The organism is Commensalibacter sp. M0355 (genome assembly GCF_016101365.1).
GTDB lineage: Bacteria > Pseudomonadota > Alphaproteobacteria > Acetobacterales > Acetobacteraceae > Commensalibacter > Commensalibacter melissae.
Genome location: NZ_JACFQQ010000001.1, coordinates 637,780 through 652,942 on the forward strand (window position 1 = coordinate 637,780; position 15,163 = coordinate 652,942).

The window sequence follows — 15,163 nt, forward strand, 5'->3', positions numbered from 1 at the left end:
AAACACATAATCTGATGACGTATAACCCAGTTTACAAACCCTTTCATTATCCTTGGGCCTATGATGTATGGCTGACCCAACAGAGACTACATTGGTTACCTGAAGAGGTTCCATTGGCAGAAGATGTCAAGGACTGGCATAAAAAATTGACCGAACCCGAACGGAATTTGATCACCCAAATCTTTCGATTCTTTACGCAATCAGATGTCGAGGTAAATAATGCCTATATGAAATATTACAGCCAGGTATTCAAACCTATTGAGGTTCTTATGATGCTGTCAGCATTCTCAAATATCGAGACGATTCATATCGCGGCATATAGTTATCTTCTTGATACTATTGGTATGCCGGAAGTCGAATATTCTGCTTTCCTCAAATATAAGGAAATGAAAGATAAATACGACTACATGCAGAATTTTTCAATTGATAATCCACTCGAAATTGCCAAAACAATGGCGGTTTTCGGAGCATTCACTGAAGGATTACAATTATTCTCATCCTTTGCCATCCTTATGAACTTTCCACGTTTTAATAAACTAAAAGGAATGGGGCAGATTATTTCGTGGTCGGTAAGAGATGAAACATTACATTGCCTATCCATTATCAAGCTTTTCCGTACGTTCATTCAAGAAAATCCCCATTTGTGGACGGAAAAATTTCAACAAGAGCTGATCCATATATGTAAAACTATCGTTGAACATGAATTTGCCTTTATTGACCTAGCTTTCGAAATGGGTTCTGTCGAAGGACTAACCGCACAGGATGTCAAAAATTATATTTGTTTCATTGCCAATCGTCGCTTAACACAGTTAGGCCTGGATACAATTTACGATATTGATAAAAATCCGTTACCCTGGATGGATGAAATGCTCAATGCTGTTGAACATACCAATTTCTTTGAAAATCGTGCCACCGAATATAGCCGAGCCGCCACAGAAGGAACCTGGGAAGAAGCTTTTGAAAGCATGACAGTTTAGGAATTCCCTGTTATTCCTCAGGGTCAAATAGATATTAATCCTGAGGGAATAATATTAAGAATTAAAATTCTTCATATTTTGAGGGATCCTGTCCTTTTAAACGACCATCTGGTTTTGATAATGCATCAATTTTTTGCATATCTTCTGTCGTAATATCAAAATCAAATATGTCACGATTTTCCTTTTGCCTTTGATCTGATTTTGCTTTTGGAATGGGAACAACACCAAGCTGGACATGCCAGCGCAAAATTAGTTGTCCTACCGACTTATGATAATTTTTGGCAATTTCTTTCAGGATCGGGTGTGTCAACAGATCATTGGCACGGCCCAGTGGACTCCAAGCCTCTGTAACAATTCCCAATTTTTTATCATAGGCACGCTGTTTTGCCTGGGAGAAATATGGATGCAATTCCACTTGGTTAATACTTGGTGTCACCCCTGTTTCCTTAATAATACGATCAAGATGCTCAGGCAGGAAATTTGAAACACCTATGGATTTAATCATCCCTCTTTTTTTCGCCTCGACCAGAGCTTCCCAGGCTTCAAGATATTTTCCTGTTATCGGGTTGGGCCAATGAATCAAATATATATCATAATAATCAAGCTGTGCACGATATAAAGATTCCTCAATCGTTAACAATGCCTGATCATATTGATGACGACGTCCTGGTAATTTGGAAGTGATTCGCAACTGATCACGGGAAATTCCACATTGTCGGACCGCTTCACCAACAGCACCTTCATTTTCATAATTAAAAGCTGAATCCAACAAACGGTAACCATTATGAATGGCACTGATGATAGATTTTACCCCTTCCCTACCGTTAAGTTTGTAAGTGCCAAATCCAACAGCAGGAATATTCGTCCCATCATTTAATTTAATTTGAGGAATAGATGACATTCAATATGTGTCCTTTTTACAAAAAATATTAAAGACAAAATCAATATTTCGATTGATATCATAAATAGATGTCTGTTTAAAAAGCAATATCATCTTGTTTATAAATGAATATCACCTATATCGGCCAAAAATCTTCCTAAATCTTAAAATATTAAGGATATAGAAAGAATAAAATCCGTTTAGATCAGACTTTTGTTTGCCCAGTTAACAAAAAAGACCTTTTCTTCTAAAAAGGCCTTCAAACCAATATTATTGACAAGATAGACATTCTTCATAACTTGTCGAGGTATCAGCCTGTATCTGATCACCTCTATTTAAAATATCCTCTTTAACTGCCAAATTACTAACAGTATCTGCACGCTGGATAGAAAGAGAACGGCAATAATACAGAGATTTCATTCCTTTTTTCCATGCCTGATAATGCATCATATGTAAATCACGCTTGTGAACATTGGCTGGAACAAATAAATTAACTGATTGAGACTGACAGATAAAAGGTGAACGGTCAGCAGCATGTTCAATGATCCAACGTTGATCCAATTCAAATGCTGTTTTGTAAATATCCTTTTCATCCTGAGTCAGAAAATCAAGATGTTGAACACTCCCTTTGTTTAAAGTGATAGAAGACCAGACCGCATCAGTATCCTGGCCTTTTTCCTGCAATACCTTACGTAAATGCCTATTTCTTACGGTAAAGGAGCCTGATAAGGTTTTCTGCAAAAATACATTGGCCGTAATTGGTTCAATACCGGGACTTGCATTTCCCGCAATAATCGAAATGGAAGCCGTTGGCGCAATCGCAATCTTGTTTGAAAAGCGCTCATTAATGCCATAATCGGCGGCATCCGGACAAGGTCCACGCAAATTCGCCAGGGTAACGGATGCCTTGTCCGCTTCCTGACGTATATGCTGAAACATTTTCTTGTTCCATACTTTTGCCATAACGCTTTCAAACGGAATTTTATGAGCTTGAAGAAAAGAATGAAAACCCATTACACCCATACCAACGGAACGTTCACGTGCAGCAGCATATCTTGCACGTTCCATTTCGTCAGGAGCATGATCAATGAAATCCTGCAAAACATTATCAAGAAACAACATGACATCCTGGATAAATTGTGGGTTTCTTGACCATTGATCCCAATATTCAAGATTTAAAGAGGAAAGGCAACAAACAGCCGTCCGTTCCTTTCCTTTATGATCTATTCCTGTAGGTAACGTAATTTCAGCACAAAGATTAGAGGTTTTTACTTCCAGTCCAGCCAGTTTATGATGTTCAGGACGGGCATTATTCACCGTATCGGAAAAGACAATATAAGGCTCACCCTGTTCAATTCGTGTCGTCAGCAGCCTGATCCACAAAGAACGGGCAGAAATTTTCCTAATGACTGACTGATCTTTTGGGGAGACAAGCGCCCATTCCTCATTATTTTCAACTGCACGCATAAAAGCGTCAGAAATTAGAACACCATGATGTAGATTCAAGGCTTTACGATTGGGATCTCCACCCGTTGGTCTGCGTAATTCAATAAATTCCTCAATTTCAGGATGCCAGATAGGCAAATAAACAGCTGCTGAACCCCGTCTCAAAGATCCCTGACTAATTGCCAGGGTCAGGCTGTCCATCACCCTTATGAATGGAATGACACCTGAAGTTTTGCCATTCCGACTAACATTTTCACCAATAGAACGCAAATTTCCCCAATAGGATCCAATTCCCCCGCCACGAGAGGCAAGCCAAACATTTTCATTCCACAGTTCAACAATTCCCTTCAGGCTGTCTTCCGCTTCATTCAAAAAACAGGAAATAGGCAACCCTCTGGCCGTCCCACCATTTGACAGTACTGGAGTGGCCGGCATAAACCAATGCTGAGACATATAGTCATATAAACGCTGGGCATGTTCCGCATCATCCCCGTAATAGGAAGCCACCCTTGCAAACAGCTCCTGGTAGCTTTCACCCTCAATAAGATAACGGTCATCAAGCGTCGCTTTACCAAAATCTGTCAATAAAGCATCACGAGAATGATCTAATTTAACCTGATAACGCCCATACAACTGTATTTTTCCTGCCAAGGCATCTGTAAAAAGAGAAGCATTATCTGTTTTACCTTTTCCAGCATTGGCAACAGGCTTTTTTTCAAGCAGATCAACTGGGGTCACAACCATATCCTCGCAAAACAACAAACCTTTAAGGATTTTACATCCTTACTATACCATTATAAAATTTTAAATGTAATGATAAATTTCTATATATAGTATATTAAAAAAACATACATACCTATATGATGATATAAAATCAACATAACATTAAGCTTGACATGCAAGATTTTGATAAAAACAAAAACTTTAATTTTACAATCGAAAAAGATCAGAAATGATAACAATATGGTATAATATAGGTCAGACTTTATTGGTTTAACAATATATTTAATTTTAAAATTTTTTTTAAATATATTAGCCAGATACCTCTGTATATTTATCGAGTTTAAAAAATAGAATGGCTATACAATTATATTGTCACAAATTCCTTATATAAAAAAACAAGTCTGTAACTTGTCAATGCGTAACCTAAACAATAGATAGCACCCCAATCAAACCTATGAAATAATTGAGGTGACACTTTCTCAAGATATTGATTATCTTGCAATCTTATTCCCATTCAATTGTTCCGGGTGGTTTTGATGTAATATCATAAGTTACACGATTAATGCCTTTGACTTCATTAACAATCCGCCCCGCCACTCTGGTAAGGAATTCCATATCAAAAGAATAAACATCGGCAGTCATACCATCCACACTTGTAACAGCCCGCAATGCACAAGCCTGATCATATGTTCGGCCATCCCCCATAACGCCAACCGTACGAATAGGCAACAAAACAGCAAACGCTTGCCAAATTTTGTCATATAACCCAGCCTTGCGAATTTCATCCAAATACACGGCATCAACACGACGCAACAAATCAAGCCGTTCACGCGTTATGTCCCCTAAAATTCGTATGGCAAGACCTGGTCCTGGAAATGGATGACGACCAACAATATTTTCTGGAATACCCAATTCCCGACCCAAATCCCTGACTTCATCCTTGAAAAGTTCACGTAAAGGTTCGACAAGCTTCATATTCATCCGTTCAGGCAATCCGCCCACATTATGATGAGACTTAATAGTTACTGATTTTCCCGTGACACTGACGCTTTCAATAACATCCGGATAAAGGGTACCCTGAGCCAGAAAATCAGCCCCACCCAGTTTTTGCGCTTCCTGTTCAAATATCTCGATAAACAAACGGCCAATGGTTTTACGTTTAACCTCTGGATCGGTTACTCCAACCAATTCTTTCAGAAACAAGTCAGACGCATCTTTAGCAATCAAATGAATATTAAATTTCTCTTTGAATGTTTTAACAACCTCATCCGCTTCATTTTGACGCAGCATGCCGTGATCGACAAAAATACAGGTTAGCTGATCTCCAATAGCTTCATGAATCAATACAGCTGCCACTGCGGAATCAACCCCACCTGATAAACCGCAGATGACTTTTTTGTCACCAACCTTTTGACGAATACGTTCAATTTCCAAATTACGAAAACCGGCCATGGTCCAATTACCCTGACACCCGGCAATAGTATGCGTGAAATTCTTTAATAATGCGGCACCGTGAGGTGTATGAACAACTTCAGGATGAAACTGAACACCATAATAGTGACGATCCTCATCAGCAATCATGGCATAGGGTGCACCCTCACTAACCCCTACCACCTTGAATCCGGGTGGGATTTTTGTAACTCGATCACCATGACTCATCCATACTTGTTCACGGTTCCCCTTTGACCATACACCCTGACATAAGGCACTATCCTCAAGAATTTTAACATACGCACGGCCAAATTCACGGTGGTCACCAGATTCCACCTGTCCACCCAATTGATGACACATTGCCTGTTCACCATAACAAATTCCCAATACAGGAACCTTCAATGTAAAAACTTCATTCGGAATCCTTGGTGCATCCATTTGAGTGACACTGGAAGGGCCGCCAGATAAAATAATCCCTTTTGGTGCGAATGAACGAATCTTTTCATCATCACTCGTATAAGGCCATATTTCGCAATAAACGCCACTTTCTCTTATTCTGCGTGCAATCAACTGGGTTACCTGACTGCCAAAATCAAGAATAAGAATCTTTTCTTGATGTAAAGATTGTTCCAATTCGCTTACCTGAGTCATTTTTATCAATCACTTCCTCTTTCAGTAAAATACGTTTTCATATCACAAATAGATAAAAAAAATGTAAATTAAACAATTTATCTGAAAAAAAACTATTTCTCCTTTATATAGAAATAAATTCCTTTTCATATTTTTTCACTCTGGAGCATTCCGTGAACAAGTATCGCCTGAAATTAGTCCATCACAAAATACGGATTATCCCTATTTTTATATTAGTGTTGACTTCTGCCTGCAGTCATTTAGCCGAAGACCACCCCACAGGAATATGGTTAGGCAAAATGGAAACACAACAGGGAATTTGTCCACATGATCGTATGGCCGCCCTGAGAATCGATAAAAAGAAAATATTGTTTTCACCTGATAATGGAGCATTGGTCTTGACAGGTATCTATCACAAAAAGGAACATCCAAGGCATCTTGTCGCTATCCTCCACCGTACGGATATGGATCATAAACCCTACGATCTCATTTTTGAAGGGAAAGCCAAGGATAAAAATATAATTGGAACCTATGGAACTCCTGACTGCCGGGCGACAATTACCTTTTATCGTCCACATCATTACGGATTATCAAACGCTATTGCGCATTAAAATCACAAAAAGTTAAAAAAACACTTGCAGAGGGGAAAAAGATCGGTTAAAAGCCTAGGGCAAGACGCACCCGTAGCTCAACTGGATAGAGCACCAGACTACGAATCTGGGGGTTATGGGTTCGATTCCTGTCGGGTGCGCCACTTAAATTAGAGGTCAATTTCATACCTAGATTGAAAACCTGATTAAAAAGTTAAAATAAGCTTTATTAATATTATTTAACTACTCCTTTATACATATTAAATTATACTTTATTTATACGTTTTTTTTTGGTATAAAGATAAAAAAGTAATTTTTTTGATAGATTTCTAAATGCTTTCTAATACGTCTCTTCTTATTATAGAAGATCAGCCTGAGATATGCGATCTTATTAAGTTAAGCTTTGCCAATCGAATTCCAACAATTCAACTGGCACATTCTCTCGCTGAAGCTGCTGAACTAATCAAAGAAACTTCATTTACCCTCATGATTGTCGATGTTTATTTACCTGACGGAGATCCATATCCGCTGATTCTTAAAATGTTGCAAAAAAAATGCAGGGTACTTTTGATGAGTGGAAATTTTCAAATCAACCAGCGTATTAATGATTTACCATTTCCACGTATTGAAAAACCATTCAGGATAAAGAATTTAATTAAAAAAGTGGAAGAAACCGTTTCCAACCCTTTATCAGATGAATTGATAGAACTCGCTTCCTAATTGAAATTTTCATTAGGGCAGATAAACGATTTCATGCTCGTTAGCATTTGAATAATTTAACTCTACTTTATAGATATTATAGGTTTCCGCAATTCTCTGTTTGATTTTTCTTACGACAATTCCCTGTTTTTCTGAATTTAAAAAATAAACTGAAGGTGGCATATCTTTGCGACGCTGTGTACGAATTAAATAGCCATTTTTCCCATGGTAATCAGCTAAAGCAAAATATTTCCAGCGTCTATCAACCAGAATAATTGGATGATGCACCTCATAAAATGCCAATTCTGCAGCTATGCCATATTCATCGACAATTATTGGAACTGAATCAGGAATTTGACATGAAACCACTTTAGCTAATTCAGCCCACCCCCCCAATCGTTTTAACATGAGATCATATTTTGCCGGAATTGGAAAATATGCAAAAACCGATTGAATGTAAATCAAACCAACCATTATATTCCCGAGGATACAGGCTGACTTGATAAAACGATGAAAATAAATTGCCGTTATGACAGACAGGACCGGATATAATATTCCCATCCAGTTGGCCTGTACACGATCCCCAAAGGCATGCTGAACAAATACACAAACTGGAATAATAACCCATAACCACAATAAAAAATCATTCTCCGCTTTATTCTGCCAAACAATTTTTGTCAGTTTAATCATGGCCCAACAAAAACAAATAAAAAGGATGGGTGTGGCCAATCCGATCTGGCCGATCATTAATTCAGACAAAAACTGAACCGCACGACTGGGATGCCAATCCGCTGTTCTTCCACCCTGTTTTAAAAAACTGATCCATTGATGTCTTGAATTCCAAATAATCACGGGTAAGAAAATAAGTATCGTTAAAAACAGCCCTCCCCATAATTTCCAGGATTTTAAAGAAAATCGACCCAAAACTGTCAGAATGCACCAAACTCCTAATCCCGCAATCATTAACAACGCAGTATACTTGCTGAGCAATGCACATCCTGCAGCTATACCAATAACCAGCCACCATCCCAATTTTTGAGTGGCAATTAAACGTCCACATCCCCATATAAAAATACAAATAAAAAAAAGTAATGGAGTATCGGGGGTTATTGTTACACTACCGACGCTAATAGCGAGGGTTGTATTTAATATCACAACCGCAGTAATCGCATTTTTTTCTTTATCATGACTGGTATGACAAAAATCCAAAACACTAAAATATATAAAAACACTTCCTATCAAACCGGCAAAAGGGGCAAGAAAACGGACACCCAGAGCGGTTTTATTACCGATCCAGCATCCCAATTTTATCCACAACGCCACCATTGGTGGATGATCATAAAAACTGTAATCTAAATGATTTGACCATAACCAATAATATGCCTCATCTGGCGAAAGCGGGCTGGCGGCAGCAACCCATAAACGAATGAGTGTCACGATAGATAAACCAAACCAAAACCATAATAAACAAGGTTTTACCGTTAACTTTTTTACCCATTCAAAATCAGCTTTTACAGAAAACATACCAATAACCAAAATTCATAAGATCATCTGTTTTACATATTTTAAATTATAATTCGTTATCAAGAATGATTGGATGACACAGTATATAAATATTTTAATTTTCGTCAGTTTTTTTGATAAATTCCTCAAAGCAGCAAAATGGATTTATCAGATTGTCATCGTTAAATTTGAATTATCTAGGATATCTTTTTAATTTTTTTTGAAGCAGCATTACAATAAATTGCATCATTATTTTTAAACCAAGTTTACTTTGTCCTGAAAAACGTTTTCGAAACTGAAAGGGAATTTCGATAACACGTATTGTAGAAGGACAGGATAATATCAAATCAAGTAATATTTTAAAACCGGTTCCTGTTAATGTCGGCATAAGATTTAAAAACAGCTTTCTTTTCAATACAAAAAAACCGCTCATTGGATCCTTTAATGGAACAGGTAAAATTTTTTGTGATAATGCAATGCCACGATCCGATAAAAATCTCCTCCAGTAATTTGCCAATCCCTGATTACTGCCACCCGATACATGACGGCTGCCAACTGCAAAATCAAAATTTCTATGAATTACAGCCTCAAGCATATCTGGCAATCGTGTCTCATCATGCTGCATATCTCCATCAATTACCGCTATATAATCAGCAGAAGAGGATAAGACACCATCAATCACTGCAGACGACAAGCCTCTTTTGTTAACTCTAAGTATTCCACGTGCCCTTATATCTTGTCTGGCAAGTTTTCTAATCTCTTCAATTGTACCATCCGGAGAATTATCATCGACATAAATAGCCTCCCATCGCCACCCTACCAAAGCCGTTTCTAAAGCTCTAAAAAGAGGAAGGACATTATTTTTTTCATTATAACACGGAACAATAATACTAACTTCCGCGCCTATCGCTTTTTCTGAAGCGGATAAATATTTCATTTTTCAATAAAAGTTTACATTTGATCATCAAGCATTTATTTAGATATATCTGGATGATCGTATTCCAATGGAACGCCATGTCGATTAAAGCTGGTATGAATAACTTGTAATGTCTGAACCCTGGCAATGTGAGGATGCGTTATCAATTCATGCGTTATTCTATTTTCATCTTCAGTATTTCGCGCAATAAAACGAATTAAGAAATCAACGCCACCACGCACCATATGACATTCCCTTACCTCGGGAATATCCGCCATTTCCTTTTCAAATTCTTTTAATATTGCCTCTTTCTGGCTATCAAGACCAACCAGCACAAATACTGATAGGCACCATCCTACAGATTTCATATCGATATCCGCATGATAACTTTGAATAACCCCCATCGTTTCCAGACGTCTTACCCGCCTTAAGCAAGGGGGAGCAGAAATACCAACTCTTTGTGCCAATTCAATATTTGTTATTCGCCCATCTTTTTGAAGCTCATCTAAAATGAGCCAGTCAATTTTATCAAGATCCGCTGCCTGATTCATAAATCGATTATCCTACCAAAACTTTCACTTTGTATAATTTAACAATTTATTCTTTAAACAATAGTTTCTTATTATACTATAGATGACTTATATATAAAAAATCTTTGTAATAATAGGACGAATAATATGGGTGAGACATTTCTTACGGATTTATTAATTATTGGGGCAGGCCCAGCGGGATACACAGCGGCAATCTATGGAGCCAGAGCAAATCTAAGCCCAACTCTCCTAACTGGATTACAGCCCGGTGGTCAGTTGACCATTACCAATGAAATCGAGAATTTCCCTGGTTTTGCTGATCCCATACAAGGCCCCTGGTTGATGGAACAGATGGCTCAACAAGCCATAAATGTTGGCGCCAAGATTATCAATGACAGCGTAACAAGGTGCTCCCTTCAACAGAAACAAAAAGAAGATAATTATTTCATATTGCAAACCGATATGGGAAATACCTACAAAGCAAAAACCGTCATCATTGCTACAGGTGCCCAAGCCCGTTGGCTAGGTCTTGAGGCTGAAGAAAAACTACAGGGATTTGGTGTTTCCGCCTGTGCAACCTGTGATGGATTTTTTTATCGTGGTAAACAGGTTGCGGTAATTGGTGGAGGAAATACCGCTGTTGAAGAAGCTCTTTATTTAACCCATCATGCAGCTCATGTTTTCCTCATTCATCGTCGCAACAGTTTACGGGCGGAAAAAATCCAACAAACACGCCTCATGAAAAATCCAAAAGTTACGATTATCTGGAATAGCGTTGTAGAGGATATTTTGGCGGAAAGTAATCCTCCTTCTGTTACAGGACTTACATTAAAAAATACACTTACAAAAGAAATAAGCCAATTGCCTGTTGATGGTGTTTTTATAGCAATTGGCCACACACCAAATACAGAACTTTTCAAAAATCAAATTGATCTTGATGAGGAAGGCTATATACAAACAACACCGGGAACGACAAAAACATCTGTTCCTGGCATATTTGCCGCTGGAGATGTTCAAGACAAAATCTACCGTCAAGCGATCACCGCAGCGGGTTCAGGGTGCATGGCTGCACTTGAAGCTGAACGTTTCCTTTCCGCCTCAGAAGGATAAATATAGAAAAATAAAGGTCAAATATCTGGATTTTCTGAATAGTCGTATCGTATTCATACAATACGATGATACTGATCATCCAGTCTTACAATATCACTTTCATCAAGATAAGAACCAGATTGTACTTCAATGACAATTAGAGGTATGTCACCCGCATTTTTCAATCGGTGCACCATTCCCAGAGGAATGTAAACACTTTCGTTTTCATGCAGAAATATAACTTCATCTCCACGGGTTACCTCAGCAATACCGGAAACAATAACCCAATGTTCTGAACGATGATGATGTTTTTGCAGAGAAAGCTGCGCTCCAGTTTTTACAATAAGCTGTTTGACAAGAAACCGTTCTCCATGTGCCAACGTTTCATAATGCCCCCAGGGTCGATAACATTGGTTATGCCGAACAGCCTCCTGTTGTTTTACAGCATTCAATTTTTGAACAATTTTCTTAACATTTTGCGATTTGTTTCGATCAGAAATCAAAACGGCATCTTTTGTCACAATCACAACAACATTATCTATATCATTAACAGCCGCTACCATTTCTTCAGAACGAATATAGCTATTATGCGTGTTTTCTAAGAATACATTTCCTATAACCACATTCCCTGACCGATCCTTCTGGCTTACATTCCATAATCCATTCCAGCTTCCGATGTCTGACCAGACAAGATCGGCAGACACTACGACCATGGCTTTTGTTTTTTCGGCAATGGCATAATCAATTGAAAGATCAGGGACCTTTATGAAATCATCATATAATATACGCTCGAAATATAAATCTGACTGTCTATTGTCAACAGCCTTTTTAACCAAGGATAATAATGTTGGGGTATAATGTTTCATTTCCTGCAACATCGTTTGTGCAGAAAACATGAACATGCCCGAATTCCACAAATATCCTCCCGACTCAACCATTAGCTGAGCCTGTCGAATATCAGGTTTTTCAGTAAAATCCTTTACGGCATAAATATTCTTGATCTTATCAATAACTGAACCTTTCTCAATATATCCATATCCTGTTTCTAAACGTGTAGGTTGAATGCCGAAAGTTACAATTTTCCCGTTTTGTGCAAAAGCGGCTGCCTCTTCTACCAATTTCACCAGTTTTGGAACATCTTGAATATATGCGTCTGCCGCCATTACCCATAAAATTGTCTGAGCATCCAGTTCATTCGCCAATAAACTTGCAGTTGCTATGGCTGGTGCTGAATTTCGTCCAACTGGTTCCAAAACAATACGGGCATTTTCAACGCCAATTTCTCTCAATTGCTCTGCAATCAAGAAACGATGATCCTGATTGCAAATAACGATTGGCTCTAAAAAAATATCCCCTTTACCGCGTAAAACCGTGTCTTGAAACATGGATTTTTCAGTAATAAGGGGCCATAACTGTTTAGGGAAACTGGCACGAGACAGGGGCCATAACCGACTACCTGTGCCACCTGACAAAATAACAGGAACAATTTTCATTATGGATGTATCCTGCATTGCTGTTTCCTTATTATAATGTTTTAAAATTTTATTGCCGATTTATCCTTTCCCTTAATTCCTTCCCCGTTTTAAAAAAGGGAACATATTTTTCCTCCACAGTTACAGTTTCCCCTGTCCGAGGATTTCTTCCCGTACGGGCTTTACGATTTTTTACAAAAAAGGCACCAAAACCACGAAGCTCAACCCGATCACCCCTCGCCAGCGTTGTCTCTATTTCATCAAAAACTATTGAAACAATTTCCTCAATATATTTCAACATTAAATTAGGATGTTCAGATGCAATTTCTAATATTAGTTCAGATTTAGTCATTAACTCACTCAAATGTTATTATAGCTTATAATGATTCTTTTATGGGTGCCAAATCGCTAAAATACCACCAAAATTTTCATTTTTCTTATAAAAAATTTGATTGGCAATTGTTTTTAACGAAAAATTCATGATTGATTTGCCGTCAAGCCCAAACCAGTTTTTACTTTTATCTTTTTTTAATGTAACAACTTCAATGTCTGTTGGAAGATGATATGTTTTGATCATCCATTGTTTCGCATCCTCTTCATTACCAATCTGATCGACCAGTCCCAGTCTAACGGCTTGCTGACCACTATAAGGTCGCCCATCCCCCAATTCCTTGACACGGGCAATATCCATATGTCGCCCTTCAGCAACCATATTCGTAAACTGATCATAAAAATTGCCAATCAATCCCTGCAGCATTTTTTGACCGGCTGGAGACAAGGGTTTGACCATTGACGGCTGACCCTTTAAAGGACCTGAAACAAGCTGATCAAATGAAATACCGACCTTCTCTAACAGCCCAGAAAAATCAGGAGATTCCATAATGACGCCAATTGATCCGGTTAAAGTAGAATTAAATGCAAAAATACGTTTTGCAGGTACTGAAATCATATAGCCTGCTGAAGCTGCCACACCTCCCATTGAAACAACAACAGGTTTGGTTTTTGAGAATTTTACCAGCGCATCATGTAACTGTTCCCCGCCGGTAACCGCCCCACCAGGACTGTTTACATAAAGGATCATTCCCTTAACAGATTTATCCTTTAAAGCAGTATTGATCAGGGTTACCTGTTTGGAAACATCATTTCCAATAACACCCTCAATTTTCAATTTCACCAAATGCGCGTCATGATTACCAAGCCTCTTCGTTATTAATTTGGCAGAACCTGCCATTATCGATAAAACAAACAGACAGACAGCAAATAAACGCCATAAAACCAATTTGCGTTTCATCTTTTGCCGTTCCATTAATAAATCATTATCCACGTAAATTCATTCTCCACTTTTTAATAAAAGCATCAAATCTATCAATCTAAAATTTATAACGATCACAAAGCAAACAGTCAAAACATTATATAAAAATTACTTAATAGGGTTCTATTTTGTCTTAAGAGGCCTCTCTTCTCCCTCTCCTTACACTGCGAATATCACTGATGGTATTTTTACGACCAAGACCGATTTCTCGAGCCAGACTGGAACGACGTTCAGCATAGTTGGGGGCAACCATTGGATAATCAGGAGGCAAATTCCAACGTTCACGGTATTGTTCAGGAGTTAAACCATAGGCACTCTGAATATGCCGTTTCAACATTTTCAATTTTTTACCATCTTCGAGACAAATGATGTAATCCGGAAATACAGACCGTTTTACAGGAACAACAGGCTGTAATTTTTCTGCCTCATGACCATTTTTTTCAATTGAGGAAAGCGTTTGATATACCTGACGAATAAGTTCAGGCAATTGTTCGGCCTCCACTGAATTATTGGATATGTGTGATGACACAATCTTGGATGTCAATTGTAATAATGATATTTTCTTGTCTTCTAATTCCATTTTATTCACCAATAATTTTTTAAATTCTAAAATAAATAAAGTATATCAAATACTTCATGTTAAAATAATTTAATGTCGAATAATACTTAGCATTATTTTTTGAAAATTAAAGAAGATAATTAATAAAATAATGTATAAATGTTAATAGTAACTTACTTATGATCAATAATTATGATATTGCTGTACAATATATTGAATAACACTATTTGCAAAAACAATGAGTAACTTTGGAATTAAAAGAATTTTAATTTTATCTTTGATAACAATATTGTTATGCACAACAAATTGTAAAAATAATACACCTCATAATTCTACTGGTCCCTATATAGGAATCAATAATGGGGTTCAACCATAATAATAAAATCTATAATATTACGAATTATAA

At 37.6% G+C, this 15,163-nt stretch carries 14 protein-coding genes and 1 tRNA gene; 5 read left to right on the plus strand and 10 right to left on the minus strand.

Features of this window, described 5'->3' with window-relative positions:
- Window positions 1-14: 14 nt before the first annotated feature.
- Entirely contained in the window at window positions 15-977 is a 963-nt protein-coding gene (locus H3T44_RS03055) for a ribonucleotide-diphosphate reductase subunit beta (RefSeq protein ID WP_110438623.1), read from the plus strand.
- 61 nt (window positions 978-1,038) lie between these two features.
- Here the strand turns inward: H3T44_RS03055 and H3T44_RS03060 are convergent, their stop codons facing one another.
- The 3 genes from H3T44_RS03060 to guaA form a co-directional block, all read right to left on the minus strand.
- Window positions 1,039-1,878, minus strand: coding sequence for an aldo/keto reductase (locus H3T44_RS03060; protein WP_198195951.1), 840 nt, complete (start codon window positions 1,876-1,878; stop codon window positions 1,039-1,041).
- 249 nt (window positions 1,879-2,127) lie between these two features.
- Window positions 2,128-4,047, minus strand: coding sequence for a ribonucleoside-diphosphate reductase subunit alpha (locus H3T44_RS03065; protein ID WP_198195953.1), 1,920 nt, complete (start codon window positions 4,045-4,047; stop codon window positions 2,128-2,130).
- 483 nt (window positions 4,048-4,530) lie between these two features.
- The gene (gene guaA / locus H3T44_RS03070; protein WP_198195955.1) at window positions 4,531-6,108 is read right to left on the minus strand and encodes a glutamine-hydrolyzing GMP synthase; all 1,578 of its coding nucleotides are present in this window, start codon (window positions 6,106-6,108) and stop codon (window positions 4,531-4,533) included.
- A gap of 152 nt (window positions 6,109-6,260) precedes the next feature.
- Here guaA and H3T44_RS03075 point away from each other — a divergent pair, with 152 nt between their 5' ends.
- From H3T44_RS03075 to H3T44_RS03085, 3 genes are all read left to right on the plus strand, one after another.
- On the plus strand, window positions 6,261-6,698 hold the full coding sequence (locus tag H3T44_RS03075; RefSeq protein WP_198195957.1) for a hypothetical protein: 438 nt from the start codon (window positions 6,261-6,263) through the stop codon (window positions 6,696-6,698).
- A 66-nt stretch (window positions 6,699-6,764) separates the two neighbouring features.
- Window positions 6,765-6,841: transfer RNA gene (locus H3T44_RS03080), tRNA-Arg, on the plus strand.
- A gap of 169 nt (window positions 6,842-7,010) precedes the next feature.
- Window positions 7,011-7,397 carry a response regulator gene (locus H3T44_RS03085; protein ID WP_110438442.1) on the plus strand — a complete coding sequence of 129 codons (387 nt, stop codon included), beginning with the start codon at window positions 7,011-7,013 and terminating at the stop codon, window positions 7,395-7,397.
- Between the two features lie 12 nt (window positions 7,398-7,409).
- Here the strand turns inward: H3T44_RS03085 and H3T44_RS03090 are convergent, their stop codons facing one another.
- From H3T44_RS03090 to H3T44_RS03100, 3 genes are all read right to left on the minus strand, one after another.
- On the minus strand, window positions 7,410-8,900 hold the full coding sequence (locus H3T44_RS03090; protein ID WP_198195959.1) for a glycosyltransferase family 39 protein: 1,491 nt from the start codon (window positions 8,898-8,900) through the stop codon (window positions 7,410-7,412).
- Between the two features lie 172 nt (window positions 8,901-9,072).
- Window positions 9,073-9,816 carry a polyprenol monophosphomannose synthase gene (locus tag H3T44_RS03095; RefSeq protein ID WP_110438444.1) on the minus strand — a complete coding sequence of 248 codons (744 nt, stop codon included), beginning with the start codon at window positions 9,814-9,816 and terminating at the stop codon, window positions 9,073-9,075.
- A 35-nt stretch (window positions 9,817-9,851) separates the two neighbouring features.
- A complete protein-coding gene (locus tag H3T44_RS03100) occupies window positions 9,852-10,346 on the minus strand; it encodes an Lrp/AsnC family transcriptional regulator (RefSeq protein ID WP_110438445.1) in 495 nt (164 codons plus the stop codon).
- 126 nt (window positions 10,347-10,472) lie between these two features.
- Here H3T44_RS03100 and trxB point away from each other — a divergent pair, with 126 nt between their 5' ends.
- Complete coding sequence (gene trxB / locus H3T44_RS03105; RefSeq protein WP_198195961.1) at window positions 10,473-11,435, plus strand: thioredoxin-disulfide reductase; 963 nt, start codon at window positions 10,473-10,475, stop codon at window positions 11,433-11,435.
- Between the two features lie 53 nt (window positions 11,436-11,488).
- Here the strand turns inward: trxB and H3T44_RS03110 are convergent, their stop codons facing one another.
- From H3T44_RS03110 to H3T44_RS03125, 4 genes are all read right to left on the minus strand, one after another.
- The gene (locus tag H3T44_RS03110) at window positions 11,489-12,925 is read right to left on the minus strand and encodes a mannose-1-phosphate guanylyltransferase/mannose-6-phosphate isomerase (RefSeq protein WP_198195963.1); all 1,437 of its coding nucleotides are present in this window, start codon (window positions 12,923-12,925) and stop codon (window positions 11,489-11,491) included.
- A gap of 31 nt (window positions 12,926-12,956) precedes the next feature.
- Window positions 12,957-13,238: an integration host factor subunit beta gene (locus H3T44_RS03115; RefSeq protein WP_198184529.1), complete on the minus strand. Its 282-nt coding sequence runs from the start codon at window positions 13,236-13,238 to the stop codon at window positions 12,957-12,959.
- A 39-nt stretch (window positions 13,239-13,277) separates the two neighbouring features.
- Window positions 13,278-14,210, minus strand: coding sequence for a signal peptide peptidase SppA (sppA, locus tag H3T44_RS03120; RefSeq protein WP_370552718.1), 933 nt, complete (start codon window positions 14,208-14,210; stop codon window positions 13,278-13,280).
- 121 nt (window positions 14,211-14,331) lie between these two features.
- Window positions 14,332-14,778, minus strand: coding sequence for a MucR family transcriptional regulator (locus H3T44_RS03125; protein WP_155565820.1), 447 nt, complete (start codon window positions 14,776-14,778; stop codon window positions 14,332-14,334).
- Window positions 14,779-15,163: the final 385 nt, after the last annotated feature.

Coding starts and splice junctions, on each gene's coding strand:
- H3T44_RS03055 (WP_110438623.1), top strand. CDS start 15: ATGACGTATAACCCAGTTTACAAACCCTTTCATTATCCTTGGGCCTAT.
- H3T44_RS03060 (WP_198195951.1), bottom strand. CDS start 1,878: ATGTCATCTATTCCTCAAATTAAATTAAATGATGGGACGAATATTCCT.
- H3T44_RS03065 (WP_198195953.1), bottom strand. CDS start 4,047: ATGGTTGTGACCCCAGTTGATCTGCTTGAAAAAAAGCCTGTTGCCAAT.
- guaA (WP_198195955.1), bottom strand. CDS start 6,108: ATGACTCAGGTAAGCGAATTGGAACAATCTTTACATCAAGAAAAGATT.
- H3T44_RS03085 (WP_110438442.1), top strand. CDS start 7,011: ATGCTTTCTAATACGTCTCTTCTTATTATAGAAGATCAGCCTGAGATA.
- H3T44_RS03090 (WP_198195959.1), bottom strand. CDS start 8,900: ATGTTTTCTGTAAAAGCTGATTTTGAATGGGTAAAAAAGTTAACGGTA.
- H3T44_RS03095 (WP_110438444.1), bottom strand. CDS start 9,816: ATGAAATATTTATCCGCTTCAGAAAAAGCGATAGGCGCGGAAGTTAGT.
- H3T44_RS03100 (WP_110438445.1), bottom strand. CDS start 10,346: ATGAATCAGGCAGCGGATCTTGATAAAATTGACTGGCTCATTTTAGAT.
- trxB (WP_198195961.1), top strand. CDS start 10,473: ATGGGTGAGACATTTCTTACGGATTTATTAATTATTGGGGCAGGCCCA.
- H3T44_RS03110 (WP_198195963.1), bottom strand. CDS start 12,925: ATGCAGGATACATCCATAATGAAAATTGTTCCTGTTATTTTGTCAGGT.
- H3T44_RS03115 (WP_198184529.1), bottom strand. CDS start 13,238: ATGACTAAATCTGAACTAATATTAGAAATTGCATCTGAACATCCTAAT.
- H3T44_RS03125 (WP_155565820.1), bottom strand. CDS start 14,778: ATGGAATTAGAAGACAAGAAAATATCATTATTACAATTGACATCCAAG.